12 protein-coding genes and 1 tRNA gene are annotated in these 13,411 nt (G+C 35.5%); 12 read left to right on the top strand and 1 reads right to left on the bottom strand.

Annotated elements, in window-relative coordinates:
* Window positions 1-538: 538 nt before the first annotated feature.
* Window positions 539-612, bottom strand: a tRNA-Cys gene (locus J3U56_RS05565).
* A gap of 405 nt (window positions 613-1,017) precedes the next feature.
* Between J3U56_RS05565 and atoD the strand changes: the two genes are divergently transcribed.
* The 12 genes from atoD to J3U56_RS05505 all read left to right on the top strand — a co-directional run bounded on the left by atoD (window position 1,018) and on the right by J3U56_RS05505 (window position 13,388).
* Window positions 1,018-1,674, top strand: a complete 657-nt coding sequence (gene atoD / locus J3U56_RS05560) for an acetate CoA-transferase subunit alpha (RefSeq protein ID WP_267366994.1) — start codon at window positions 1,018-1,020, stop codon at window positions 1,672-1,674.
* 11 nt (window positions 1,675-1,685) lie between these two features.
* On the top strand, window positions 1,686-2,342 hold the full coding sequence (locus J3U56_RS05555) for a 3-oxoacid CoA-transferase subunit B (RefSeq protein WP_267366992.1): 657 nt from the start codon (window positions 1,686-1,688) through the stop codon (window positions 2,340-2,342).
* Window positions 2,343-2,348: 6 nt separating this feature from the next.
* A complete protein-coding gene (locus J3U56_RS05550) occupies window positions 2,349-3,695 on the top strand; it encodes a TIGR00366 family protein (protein ID WP_267344231.1) in 1,347 nt (448 codons plus the stop codon).
* A 23-nt stretch (window positions 3,696-3,718) separates the two neighbouring features.
* A complete protein-coding gene (locus J3U56_RS05545; RefSeq protein ID WP_267344232.1) occupies window positions 3,719-4,900 on the top strand; it encodes an acetyl-CoA C-acetyltransferase in 1,182 nt (393 codons plus the stop codon).
* Window positions 4,901-5,095: 195 nt separating this feature from the next.
* On the top strand, window positions 5,096-6,916 hold the full coding sequence (gene atoS / locus J3U56_RS05540) for a two-component system sensor histidine kinase AtoS (protein ID WP_267366990.1): 1,821 nt from the start codon (window positions 5,096-5,098) through the stop codon (window positions 6,914-6,916).
* 14 nt (window positions 6,917-6,930) lie between these two features.
* Window positions 6,931-8,325, top strand: a complete 1,395-nt coding sequence (locus J3U56_RS05535) for a sigma-54-dependent transcriptional regulator (protein WP_267366987.1) — start codon at window positions 6,931-6,933, stop codon at window positions 8,323-8,325.
* Between the two features lie 306 nt (window positions 8,326-8,631).
* On the top strand, window positions 8,632-9,471 hold the full coding sequence (locus J3U56_RS05530) for a MurR/RpiR family transcriptional regulator (protein WP_267332641.1): 840 nt from the start codon (window positions 8,632-8,634) through the stop codon (window positions 9,469-9,471).
* Between the two features lie 279 nt (window positions 9,472-9,750).
* The gene (locus tag J3U56_RS05525) at window positions 9,751-10,182 is read left to right on the top strand and encodes a PTS sugar transporter subunit IIA (RefSeq protein WP_267344235.1); all 432 of its coding nucleotides are present in this window, start codon (window positions 9,751-9,753) and stop codon (window positions 10,180-10,182) included.
* Window positions 10,183-10,192: 10 nt separating this feature from the next.
* Window positions 10,193-10,666: a PTS system mannose/fructose/N-acetylgalactosamine-transporter subunit IIB gene (locus tag J3U56_RS05520; RefSeq protein WP_267332639.1), complete on the top strand. Its 474-nt coding sequence runs from the start codon at window positions 10,193-10,195 to the stop codon at window positions 10,664-10,666.
* Window positions 10,667-10,710: 44 nt separating this feature from the next.
* The gene (locus tag J3U56_RS05515) at window positions 10,711-11,505 is read left to right on the top strand and encodes a PTS mannose/fructose/sorbose/N-acetylgalactosamine transporter subunit IIC (protein ID WP_267332638.1); all 795 of its coding nucleotides are present in this window, start codon (window positions 10,711-10,713) and stop codon (window positions 11,503-11,505) included.
* On the top strand, window positions 11,502-12,317 hold the full coding sequence (locus tag J3U56_RS05510; RefSeq protein WP_065635003.1) for a PTS system mannose/fructose/sorbose family transporter subunit IID: 816 nt from the start codon (window positions 11,502-11,504) through the stop codon (window positions 12,315-12,317). The genes J3U56_RS05515 and J3U56_RS05510 overlap by 4 nt, the downstream gene beginning before the upstream one ends.
* A 9-nt stretch (window positions 12,318-12,326) precedes the next feature.
* Window positions 12,327-13,388 (top strand): tyrosine-protein phosphatase, encoded by a 1,062-nt coding sequence (locus J3U56_RS05505; RefSeq protein ID WP_267366985.1) that lies wholly within the window; start codon window positions 12,327-12,329, stop codon window positions 13,386-13,388.
* The last annotated feature ends 23 nt before the right edge of the window (window positions 13,389-13,411 follow it).

The raw sequence follows: 13,411 nt of genomic DNA, 5'->3' as shown, positions 1-13,411 counted from the left end.
AAAATAAATAGTAAAAAAACAGTCAAATTAACAGTTTTTAGCTGTGACAAGGTTTTATCAAAACAAATCAACTTAATAACAAAATTAAACAAGAATGTTAGTTATTTAACAAGTTGATAAGATTTAGAACAAATATTCTAATGTGATCGCTATTAAAGATTAGGAAAATCGAAACAATTATTTAAACAAAATTGATGAAAGTCAACCACCTCAACAGTAAGCTAATGATTAGGGAGCTTTTATCGACAAGCGATATAATTTAATAATATAAAAACATATCATTTTGCTATAGTTAATGAATGTGTGATGCCATCAATAAAAATAACAAGCATACTCACAACATAAAACAAGACCTAAAATTAAACTCAATCAATCACCAAAACAAGTTAATACCTATGACAGAAATGTCAAAGTTACACCGATGTTAAACCCACTCATAAAGAAGATTTATTCTAACTGTATATTCTAAGTATATTCCAAGTGTTTTAATTTTTTGAGTGATTAATTATTTAATTTATTGATTTTCTGGATGTTTTAATGGAGGCGCGTCCCGGAGTCGAACCGAGGTAGACGGATTTGCAATCCGCAGCATGGCCACTCTGCCAACGCGCCGTAGGGGTCTATCTGAATAGGTGGCAAATATTAGCATTGCCTTGTTTAGACGTCAAGTTTAAATAGACTATAATTACAGCAGTCATGTGTTTTGGGGTTAAATTTTTAAAAATAGAATTTATCTGTGAAAAAAGATACGCAATAACGTATGTTTTAAAAAATAGTGGCTAGCCCATACCGATGCAGTTCTTGGTCATTTTTCCATTCTTTACTCACGCAATAAATTTTGCACTTATATGCAAATTATTTCCTAAAGTCACTTTTATTTTCAATATAAAAATCAGATTAAATACTTTTGAATCAAATAAATAAATTAAATTCCTATCCTCTTATCTGATGTGGTATGGCATTTGCAATTGAAATTGTAATAACAACTATTTTGGTTTTATACCATGGAGGAAATGGATGAAAAAAAAATTAATAAACTCAGAACAAATTAAAACGCATTTGAAAGATGGCATGTCAATTATGTTTGGAGGATTTATGGGATGTGGCACACCTGAAAAAATCGTCCAAGTCATTTTAGATTCAGGCGTGAAAAATTTGACTTTAATTGGTAATGACACCGCCTTTGTCGATACTGGCGTTGGTCCGTTAATCACCAATAATCGCGTAAAAAGATTAATCGCCTCACATATTGGTACGAACCCTGAAACCGGAAAAAAAATGATTGCAGGTGAAATCGACGTTGAATTAGTTCCACAAGGTACGCTTGCTGAAAGAATTCGTTCTGCCGGTGCTGGTTTAGGTGGCGTATTAACCCCAACTGGTGTTGGAACAATCGTTGAAGAAGGTAAGCAAATTTTGACCATTAATGGGGTTAAATATTTGTTAGAACTCCCTATCCATGCCGATTTGGCAATTATTCAAGCTTATCAAGGCGATTATAGCGGTAATCTTGTTTATCAATACTCAGCTCGCAATTTCAATCCTTTAATCGCAACAGCCGCAAATACCGTAATTGCTCAGGTGGATAATTTACTCGAAATTGGTCAAATCGACCCAGATGCCGTTATGACGCCAGCAGCACTTGTTGATTACATAGTCAGTTCTGATAATTAAGGAGAATCATAATGGATAATAAAGAGTTAATAGCTAGACGTGTCGCACAAGAACTGAAAGATGGCGATGTCGTTAATTTAGGAATTGGTTTGCCAACTCAAGTAGTGAATTACTTGCCGACAGATGTTCATATCACGTTGCAATCGGAAAATGGTTTTTTAGGCTTAGGACCCAAAACAATTGATCATCCAAACATTGTCAATGCCGGAGGACAACCTTGTGGCATCATCGCAGGTGGTGCGACATTTGATAGTGCATTTTCTTTTGTATTAATTCGAGGTGGTCATGTTGATGCATGCGTGTTAGGTGGTTTAGAAGTTGACCAAGATGCCAATCTAGCCAATTGGATGGTACCCGGCAAAATGGTACCCGGAATGGGCGGAGCGATGGATTTAGTCACAGGCGCTAAAAAAGTGATTATTGCCATGGAGCACTGCACTAAAAATGGCGAAGCAAAAATATTACGCCATTGTACTTTACCACTCACCGCCAAAGGAAAAGTAAACATGATTGTTACCGAACTTGCGGTATTTGAGTTTCGCAATGGCCAGCTTTACTTAATTGAAATGGCAAATGGAATCGATTTAGCCACAATCAAAAGTAAAACACAAGCTGAGTTTTTAATTGCTGAAAAGTTAAAAACCATGTCAATTGGTCATGAGGAGTAATGCAATATGATCTCTCGATTATCAAAATATACCACGAGTTTAGTTAGCAAATATCTACCTGATCCACTCATTTTTGCATTATTACTTACCTTTGTTATCTTTTTTATGGCATGGGGATTAACCGATTCACAACCTCTTGGCTTAGTTAAAATGTGGGGAGATGGTTTTTGGAACCTACTAGCATTCGGTATGCAAATGGCACTGATTGTTGTGACAGGCCATGCTTTGGCAAGCTCTCCCCCAGTTAAAGCCATTTTAGTCTCAATTGCTTCATTGGCAAAAACCCCAACACAAGCAGCCATGCTTGTTACTTTTGTTGGTTGTATAGCCTGTATTTTAAATTGGGGATTTGGATTGGTTGTAGGCGCTATGTTAGCCAAAGAAGTGGCAAGACAAGTGAAAAATGTTGATTATGGTTTGTTAATTGCATGTGCCTATATTGCTTTTATGACTTGGGGGGGCGGTTTATCAGGCTCGATGCCATTAATGGCTGCTACGCCGAATAATCCTGTTTCTCACTTTATGGTATCAGAAAGTAATCCTCAAGGGATTATCCCTATTTCACACACAATGTTCTCGGCAAGTAATATTTTTATTACAGTCATGTTAGTCATTTGTTTACCGATCTTAGTACGTTTTATGATTCGTAAAGATGATTCGATTCATACTGTTAATCCAGAATTACTGGCTCCTGAACCTGATTTTCAGAAAAAGATCGACCGCAAAACAGCAACAGCAGCTGAAAAATTAGAAGAGAGCAAAATATTATCGTTATTGATCGGTGTACTAGGGATTAGCTATTTAGCCATCTATTTTTACAATCATGGCTTTAACATTACCATCAACACGGTCAATCTAATCTTCTTAACTGCGGGGATCTTATTACACCGTACACCAATGGCATATATGCGCGCGGTGTCTAATGCAGCTAAAAGTACCGCAGGAATCATCATTCAATTTCCATTCTATGCAGGCATCCAGTTAATGATGGAACACTCAGGTTTAGGTGGATTAATTACGGAATTTTTTATCAATATTGCTAATAAAGATACCTTCCCAATTTGGACCTTTTTCAGTTCAGGCATCATTAACTTTGCTGTGCCTTCTGGCGGTGGGCACTGGGTTATTCAAGGACCGTTTGTCATTCCTGCTGCGCAAGCGTTAGGTGCAGATTTAGGTAAATCAACCATGGCCATTGCCTATGGTGAACAGTGGATGAATATGTTACAGCCATTCTGGGCTTTACCTGCTCTTGCAATAGCGGGATTAGGGGTACGAGACATCATGGGCTATTGCATGACAGCCTTAATCTTTACTACTCCAATATTTCTCATCGGTTTGTACTTTTTTTGATTACCAATAAAAGGATGTAAATTATGAAAAAAGCAGTAATTGTTAGCGCCACCCGAACAGCAATAGGCACTTTTAATGGTTCATTAGTATCAGTTGGTACTATTGAATTGGGTGCAATTGTCATACAAGAAGCGTTAAAACGCGCAAAATTAGACGCCAATTTAGTTAATGAAGTGATTATGGGGAATGTATTACAAGCCGGTTTAGGACAAAATCCTGCTAGGCAAGCAGCGTTAAAGGCAAATATTGCTAATAGGGTTCCTGCTTTCACCGTCAATAAAGTGTGTGGTAGTGGGTTAAAATCAGTTGAATTAGCCGCACAAAGTATTTTGGCCGGTGACAACGATATCGTCGTTGCCGGTGGGATGGAAAACATGTCACAAGCGCCCTATTTAATCAACAGCAAAGCTCGTTGGGGATTAAAAATGGGAAATGCCGAACTCTATGACACTTTAGTTAACGACGGTTTAACTTGCGCAACGCATCATTACCATATGGGAATCACAGCAGAAAACGTTGCTCAGCAATATAATATCACTCGCCAAGAGCAAGATCAGCTTGCGTTACGTTCTCAACAGTTAGCCTCTCAAGCAATTAAAAATGGAATGTTTGTTGATGAAATAGTGCCAGTAACCGTGAGTAGCCGTAAAGGGGATATTATCTTTAATCAAGATGAACATCCTAAATTTGATGCCAGTTTAGAGGCATTAACTAAACTCCGCCCTGCTTTTAAAAAAGACGGTACAGTGACTGCCGGCAACGCCTCAGGTATCAATGATGGTGCCGCCGCATTAGTTATCATGTCGGAAAGCAAAGCCAAGGAGTTAGGGCTAAAACCATTAGCATATATCCGTAGTTACGCATCAGGTGGAGTTGCTCCTAGTGTTATGGGATTAGGACCGGTGCCCGCAACTCAATTAGCGCTACAAAAAGCTGGACTAAACCTTTCTGATATTGATTTAATCGAAGCTAACGAAGCCTTTGCCGCTCAGTTTTTAGGCGTTGGTCGAGAACTCAATCTTGCTCTTGATAAAACCAATATCCATGGTGGAGCTATTGCACTTGGTCATCCTATAGGGGCAAGTGGTGCACGCATTTTAGTCACTTTACTTTACTCAATGATTCATCATGATAAGCAATTAGGTCTTGCAACCCTATGTATTGGTGGTGGATTAGGCACTACGGTCATTATCGAACGTTATTGAAAATAAAGACAATCTAACATGTAAATAATTAATAATTAGATAAAAATTGGTGGTTTAGGCGATCATTCCTATTCCACTGACCTTGTGAGCACGAGTGATTTAATGCATAATCACTTACAGGAATAACAATTAAATTTAAGATAAATATATAACAACTATTAAAAATAATGGATGATTAAGGATATCAAAGTATTTATGCCGTCTAGTTTTTTCAAAAAATTATACCCCGATAAAATTAGCGCGCGTATCTTTTTATTGGTTACGTTACTTTCTTGCTTTTCTATAATTATCTTTGCCGTATTAATCGACAAAGAAGGTCGCAATCTTCTTAACCAAGAAAAAAGTCAAAAGTTATACGCTATTAGCCAAATGCTTGATCTATTATTGGATGATGCTTACCATAAAATTGACACAAATCTTTCTCATCAACAGCAAATCGAACAAATAAATCAATATCTTTCACCTAAAATAGAACCGCTCTTAGCCAATATGCCTAAAATTGCTGCTGGCTATTATCATAAACAATTAGATGCAATTGTTGTCTATGCCCCTAAATCAGCTTATGGAAACAATGTAGGCAAACCAATAGCTGCTTCGCATAAAGGGCGAGAAGTAATGAATAGCGGTCATAGTATGGTTGATATTGGTAAACAAGTCAGAGGCAACATCATGAATGCCATGATACCCATTGTGCGTGATAATCAAATTTTAGGCTATATTTGGGCAAATGAAACGATTGATGACATTGAAAAACAAACTTTCGTTTTTGATAAAAATGTGATTATTATCAGTATCTTGTGCATGTTAAGTTGCATTTTAATTGCTTGGATTTTATCACAAAAACTCAATTCGGATATCGATGTCATTAAACATGGATTGCATGCATTACCCTTTGATCTTACCTTACATCTGCCTGCGATACGTGGCGAATTAAATGAAATTGTCACTGGCATAAATAATCTTGCCGAAACATTGAGTAAAACCAAAACAATCAATGAACTAATCTTAGAAAACAGCTTAGACGGAGTCATTACTATCGATATTAACGGTGCAATTACCATGCTTAATCCTGCCGCTGAAAAAATGACCGGATATCAATTAAAACAAGTTTTGGGTAAGCCCTACTCAACATTATTAGATGATAAAGAGTTTAAAAGTCCACTACTTGATACTTTATATAACGGCATTGATCATAATAGTGTGGAAGTCGACTTTCCGGTGTCAGGTCAGGTTATCAAAATTTCGTCTAGCACCAGTCACTTAAAAGATCATCAAGGCAATATAATTGGCGCCTTAGTCATTTTTAAAGACATTACCGAACAAAAAGAGATTGAAAAATTAATACAACAAACAGAACGACTTGTGTCATTAGGCGAATTAATGGCAGGTGTTGCCCATGAAATTCGTAATCCTTTAGCGGCAATACGCGGTTTTGTGCAATATTTGCAAAACAATATCAGCAATAGCGAAAAGTCTGAATACATCACAATTATTCTCAACGAGGTGGATTCAATTAACCACGTGATACAACAATTACTAGACTTTGCAGCCCCATCAAAAAACTTTTATAGTTCAATCAATATCAACCACTTAATTGAAGAAGTGTTAATATTGATAAACACTTCACACCGTTCAAATAACATTGATATTGAGCTTTCGCTTGACCACCAGTTATCTACCTTATATTTGGATAAAGAGTTAATTAAACAAGCATTATTAAACTTAATTATTAATGCCATTCAAGCAATACCAGCGCAAGGCATTATACAAATCTCGACAAAATTATCGAATAATCAAAAGTATCAACTGATTTGTATTAAAGATAATGGTGAAGGTATTCCCGAAGCACTATTTAATAAAATATTTAACCCTTTTTTCACCACAAAACTATCCGGTACTGGTTTAGGATTGCCCATAGTACAAAAGATTATTGCCTCTCATAAAGGTAAAATCACAATTAAAAATAATGTGAACAGTACAGGTGTTACTGTTGAGATCGCACTACCTATTAATTAAAAATTAAGGATCCTATGTCAGAAAAAATTTTAATTGTTGAAGATGAATTAAATTTACGAAAGTTATTAAGTCTTTTGTTATCAGAACAACATTATCAAGTTGTTGAAGCAAGCAATAGTGAAGAAGCGATCGCTATCATCAAACAACAACACATTGATCTTATTTTGTTGGATAATCGTCTACCAAAGATGAGTGGTCTTGAAGCATTAAAAATAATTAAAACAATAAATCCTGATATCTATGTTATTTTAATGACAGCTTATGCCAGTGTCGACACTGCTGTTGAGGCATTAAAACTCGGTGCTTATGATTATATTGTTAAACCATTTGACTTAGACGAACTAAAAGCGTTGATTTGTCGTACACTTGAATTTAGTCAAGCGCAAAAAAATGGCATTTCGTTAGTGCCACAAATTGAATTAGCCAATTCTGATAATAAAGAGCATATATTAACCAATAGTTTAAATATGATGGAGTTGTGCCGTAATATCGCAAAAGTATCTCAAACCAATACCACCGTCCTGATTACCGGAGAAAGTGGCACAGGTAAAGAGTTAGTTGCGAAAACAATTCATTACTACAGCACCCGATCAACAGGTCCATTTATCAAAATCAATTGTGGTGCTTTACCTGAAACATTGCTTGAAAGTACCCTATTTGGTCATGAAAAAGGGGCATTTACTGGCGCTTATCAGCGTCAAATTGGTTTATTTGAACGTGCGCACCTTGGCACGCTATTTTTAGACGAAGTTGGCGAAATGTCGACTAATCTACAAGTAAAATTACTACGAGTTATTCAAGAAAAAGAGTTTGAACCGCTGGGTGGAAATAAATTAATTAAAAGTGATTTTCGACTAATTACAGCAACCAATCGTAACTTACAAAATTTAGTTGAAACAGGAAAATTTCGACAAGATCTGTTTTATCGTTTAAATGTTATGAGTTTAGATTTACCGCCATTACGCGAAAGACAAAATGATATCATGTTATTAGCACGCTATTTCGCTAACCAATTTTGCCACGAACAAAATAAAGCCTTATTGGATTTTTCAATTGATGCGGTAGAAGCACTAAATCAATACGCATGGCCGGGTAACATCCGTGAATTAGCCAATGCCATTGAATATTCGGTGATTATGTCAAACGGATTATTTATCTATGCTAACGATTTACCTGCACAAATAAATGCCAATAAAAACATGCATGATTTAACGGTGAATTTTAAAGATTCTGACTCACCAAGTACCACCTTAAAAGACAAAGTGAAAAATTACGAAAAAGAGCTAATTATTAACGCATTAAAACGCCATAATGGTCATCGTGAAACTACCGCAAATTCGTTAGGTGTTAGCAAACGAACGTTACTTTATAAAATGCAAGAATATAAAATATTTGAAAAAATACACTGATTATTAAATACATTAGCATATCTCGCTAATTGTTACCTTAGTAGCAATATTTTTAAAGCGCTTTATCAAATGCTCATCTCATTTTCGCTTTCAGTTAACAATAAGATAAAATCAAAATAATTTGCATGAATATGATTAAGTGGTATTTTACCCATCAACAGCATCAATAAAACTTATTTTATCGAGTGCATCAACGTGAAATAATTAAATCACATTTAGAATAGATAAGATTTAATTATAAATTTTTCAAATTTATACACTAATTTTGTATACTCAAAATATGAGATTTGAACATTGAGGTGGGTAATGATTGATTTAAAACTTAGGGAAGTGAAAAAAGATCTGTCCGCAAAAGAACTTGCTGTGGCAACGTTTATTCAAGCAAACACCGATGCATTAAAAAATATGAGCATTCAATCATTAGCTAAATTAAATCAAGTTAGCACCAGCACCATTTTGCGTTTGTGCAATAAATTAGGATATAGTGGTTTTAGTGATTTTAAAGTCGATCTTATTTCTTCCCTCCCCCGAAAACTCAACACCGATGTGTTACAAGATGACATCAATCTTAATGATTCCCTGCAAGATGTGAATAATAAAGTCCAATCAATGGAAAAATCATCAATAGATGAAACCCACTCGATGATTAATTTGGAATCATTAAATAAAGCTATCGACCTAATCATAGATAGCAATAAAATTATTATTTTTGGCGCAAGTAGCAGTGGATTAGTTGGTAAGGAATTAGAATATCAACTCATTAAAATAAAAAAAGATGTCAGCTGTCATTTCGATTCCCACATTCAAAAAAGTATTGCTAATAATTTAGACGGCAATGATTTAATTATTATTATATCGCACTCAGGTGAAACACCGGAATGCATAGATTTACTTAAGTTAGCTCAAAAAAACAATGTACGTTCTATTGCAATAACTAAAATGGGACAAAGCCAGGTATCATCTCTTGCTGAGGTAATTTTACATACCACATCAACCGAACATGTTTCTCGCTTAATTCCTATTCGATCCAAAATATCACAAATTTCGGTAATCAACATGCTAGTCACGAATTTGTTTATACGTAAATATGATGAACGCTTGTTACAACAAATCCTACACCGTGAAGAACGAAAATATCCACATTAATAAAACAATGATCAAACAATAAACTAATGTTTGATTAGCCTACCTAATTAATCACTATTAATCATATTGATAGTGAATTTTATCACTTCAACTATGCCACTATCTAAATTGCAATTTACCAAGCCCAAAACACTTTTTTTTATAAATATGATCGAGTTCACAAATTTTTAAAAATCTAAAAAAAAGAGATGACTTACATCGCACATAGATGTAATTTTATTACTAAATATAAAACACATAAAAGTAATATTATTACTAAAAAGCTAAAGGAAATAGATGATGCAAACACAAATACCAATCATTCTTGCCAGTCATGGCCCGTTTGCACAAGGTGCACTTGAATGTGCCGAAATGCTGATGGGTAAACAATCAAACATGCAAGTGATTTCGGTTTTAATCGATAGCAATATTGATAATTTACGCCAACAAATGCAAGAAAGTTATCAAAAATTAAATAATGGTAAAGGTGTAATTATTTTAGTCGATATTCTTGGTGGAACACCATGCAATCTTGCTAGTGAACTTTTATTAACTCATGATGATGTATTGTTGTTTTGTGGCTTTAACATTCCTGTATTACTTGAAGTTTTAAACAATCGAGAAGAAACACTCACAGACGTTAAACAAGCTATTGAAGAAACCTTCCCACAAAGTTGTATTGACGTTAGTCAAGTACTCAATTCTCATCGTGAACAATCTAATGAGCTGTAAGGAGAACACCATGCCAATTAATGTAGCTAGAATTGATGATCGCTTAATCCATGGACAAGTAATTACTACTTGGGTAAAAAATTACGATATTGAACAAGTGCTGATAATCAATGACAAGGTCGCTGCGGATAAAGTACAGCAATCAGTACTAACCATGTCAGCACCGCCAGGATTAAAAGTATTGGTTTTCGGTGTTCAACAATTTATTGATATCTTAAAAAAGACCCCTATCAAAAAACGTACTATGCTTTTATTTACCAATAGTATTGATGTTAATGCCTTAATCGAGGGCGGACTTGAGCTAGAAAAATTGAATGTTGGTGGTATGCGCATGCAAGACGGGCGTCATCAATTATCAAGAGCGGTATCTGTTACGCCTGAAGAAGAACAGGCTTTTAGAAATATTATCGCGAATAATGTTGAAGTTGAAGTCCAAATGGTACCAAAAGATCCAGTAGTTGATCTTAAAACTTTACTTAACTGATTTTCGCTTTTATCGCTATGACTAATCAAATTGGAGGTTAACTTATGTTAACACAGGCTATTCTTGTCGCCATTTGGGCGGGAATTTGTTCGATGGATGACGTCGGACCACAAATGCTACGAAGACCATTATTAACCGGTACGGTAGCTGGAATTATTATGGGAGATATGGTTCAGGGACTTGCCATTAGTGCTACCCTAGAATTAATGTGGATGGGTATTGGCAATGTAGGGGCTTATTCAGCGCCCGACATTGTTGCAGGCGCAATTATTGGTGTGTCTTTAGGGATTACAACAGGTGGTGGTATTGCAACAGGAATTGCACTTGGCGTGCCGGTCTCTTTACTGTGCCAACAATTACTCATTATTTGGCGTTCGTTTGCTTGTTTCCTTAATCCATGGGCAGAACGTTCTGTATTAAGTGGAAGTTATAAAGGCCTAGCTAGAGTTCACTTTTTTTCAACGCCTGTCTGGTTTTTAATTCGAGCTGTGCCGTGCTTTATTGCGATTTATTTTGGTAGTGATTTAGTTAAAACCATTCTTGATGCTATTCCAAAGAGTATTATTGACGGCATGGGCGTTGCATCAAAATTAATTCCAGCGGTCGGTATTTGTATCTTATTATTAATGTTGTTAAAAGGACGCATGTGGTTCTTCTTTTTACTTGGTTTTATGTTAACGACTTATTTGAAGTTACCCATTATTCCAATCACCTTTATCGCCCTTGCCTTTGCTGTGCTTTATGACATGGCGTCAAGTGGTAACAGTAATAACAATAACGCCGAACAATCAGATAATAAACCTGCATTAAATAATACTGAAGAGGACTATGATCTATGAGCACTCAACATAAAATCACTAAAAAAGATCTTAATCGTATCTTTTGGAATCTGCAAACCATGTCTTTTTCTTATAACTATGAAAAAATGCAGATGATCGGATTCGCCCACTGTATGACGCCGGTATTAGAACGGCTTTATCATGATGCTGATCAAGAAACCCGTGTGCGGGCTATGAAACGCCACTTGGAGTTTTTTAACACGCAAATTAATGCTGGTGCATTAATATTAGGTGTAACCGCTGCAATGGAAGAAAAAACCAGCGAAGATGAAAAAGAAGCCGTTGTATCGGTTAAAGCAGGCCTGATGGGACCCTTTGCAGGTCTGGGTGACAGCTTACTAAAATTTACTTGGATGCCAATTTGCGGCAGTATTGGCGCAGCTTTTGCCTTACAAGGTAACATTATTGGTCCGATTTTAATGTTTTTGATTTATAACCTGGTGAATGTACTATCAAAATACTTTTTTATTCATTATGGTTATAACAAAGGGGTTGATCTCATAGAACAATCTAAAAATTCTAACATTATTCAACGAATAAGTAATCTAGCTAATGTTGTAGGTGTTATGGTTTTGGGTTCATTAATTGCAACAACGGTAAAAATATCCACGCCACTATCGATTAATGTCGGTGAACAATCCATAAAAGTACAAGAGATGTTTGATAAAGTCATGCCAAACTGTTTGACCTTACTTTTTGCCTTGGCTACATTCTTTTTAGTTAAAAAATTTCAAGGAAAATATACCGTTACTTTGATTTTAGGTGTCATGGTAATTGGCGTGATATTTTCAATGTTTGGTATATTAAAGTAAGGATGAATCATGATTACAAAAACACAAATAGCATCAGTTATCCGCAATAAAGTTGGACAATTAGAAGTCTCGTTTAACATTGATCAAAACCAACCTGTAGATTTATATTGGACTGATGAAGCTAATGCCAACTCTGTACATAAAACGTTAGTGAGTAAAAACATAAAAAGTCCTTTTACTTTTGATGACCCATTACAGGGTAAAAAACGAATTTATTTAATTTTGACCATTGCAGGAAAAGATAACTTCATATTTGCTGAAAGAACATTACCTATAACCGGACTAAATAATTTTCGTGATTTTGGTGGCTACCTAGGTGCATCAGGTAAACGTGTAAAATGGGGACAACTTTATCGTTCTAATCATTTATATGGTTTAAAGCCGGATGCTGAACAATATATCAAAGCATTAGGGATTAAAACGATTATTGATTATCGAAGCATAAACGAAATCAAAACCAGCCCAAATACTTTTGTCGGTGAAAAACATACCTTCCATTTAGATGCATCAGCACAAACAGCCGAACTGGCCGCACAGTTTGCCGCCGATCCAAGTGATGAAGATCGTGCATTAGTTGAAAGTGTTATTCGAGATATACCAAAAGAGTTGGTCAATGGCGAAGGCAAACAAGTTCTAGAACAATATCGTAATTTTGTAGTAAGCGATAAATCTAAAAATGCTTATCGGCAAATGCTCAACGTTGTTTTAGATGCCAATAATAGCCCTAGCATTCAGCATTGTCGTGGCGGAAAGGACAGAACAGGTTATGGCGTATTATTAATTCAAGTCATGCTTGGTGTGAGTGAAGATGACATCATTTATGATTACATGTTGACACACGATAATCGCTTAGAAAGAAATAAAATTAAAATGGCGGCTTATCGCAAGATTACCGATAATGAAGATGTGCTTGGTTATCTGCTAAGTCTAATTGATACTCGAGAAAGTTTTGTAATTGAAATCCTCAATACCATGAAAAAAGTAGCAGGAACGCCAAGTAATTATATCAAGCAAGAGCTTGGTTTTACTGATGAACACTTCAAATTAATGCAATCTATCTACTTAGAATAATTCATTAACAAATAACCAATAGA

Origin of the sequence: Gilliamella sp. B2824, from assembly GCF_026536245.1 — a bacterium.
Classification (GTDB): domain Bacteria; phylum Pseudomonadota; class Gammaproteobacteria; order Enterobacterales; family Orbaceae; genus Gilliamella.
The sequence above is the reverse complement of the archived record's forward strand: the minus strand, read 5'-3'. Positions and strand labels throughout refer to the sequence as shown.

Coding starts and splice junctions, on each gene's coding strand:
- J3U56_RS05510 (WP_065635003.1), top strand. CDS start 11,502: ATGAGCACTCAACATAAAATCACTAAAAAAGATCTTAATCGTATCTTT.
- J3U56_RS05530 (WP_267332641.1), top strand. CDS start 8,632: ATGATTGATTTAAAACTTAGGGAAGTGAAAAAAGATCTGTCCGCAAAA.
- atoS (WP_267366990.1), top strand. CDS start 5,096: ATGCCGTCTAGTTTTTTCAAAAAATTATACCCCGATAAAATTAGCGCG.
- J3U56_RS05520 (WP_267332639.1), top strand. CDS start 10,193: ATGCCAATTAATGTAGCTAGAATTGATGATCGCTTAATCCATGGACAA.
- J3U56_RS05505 (WP_267366985.1), top strand. CDS start 12,327: ATGATTACAAAAACACAAATAGCATCAGTTATCCGCAATAAAGTTGGA.
- atoD (WP_267366994.1), top strand. CDS start 1,018: ATGAAAAAAAAATTAATAAACTCAGAACAAATTAAAACGCATTTGAAA.
- J3U56_RS05515 (WP_267332638.1), top strand. CDS start 10,711: ATGTTAACACAGGCTATTCTTGTCGCCATTTGGGCGGGAATTTGTTCG.
- J3U56_RS05550 (WP_267344231.1), top strand. CDS start 2,349: ATGATCTCTCGATTATCAAAATATACCACGAGTTTAGTTAGCAAATAT.
- J3U56_RS05525 (WP_267344235.1), top strand. CDS start 9,751: ATGCAAACACAAATACCAATCATTCTTGCCAGTCATGGCCCGTTTGCA.
- J3U56_RS05545 (WP_267344232.1), top strand. CDS start 3,719: ATGAAAAAAGCAGTAATTGTTAGCGCCACCCGAACAGCAATAGGCACT.
- J3U56_RS05535 (WP_267366987.1), top strand. CDS start 6,931: ATGTCAGAAAAAATTTTAATTGTTGAAGATGAATTAAATTTACGAAAG.
- J3U56_RS05555 (WP_267366992.1), top strand. CDS start 1,686: ATGGATAATAAAGAGTTAATAGCTAGACGTGTCGCACAAGAACTGAAA.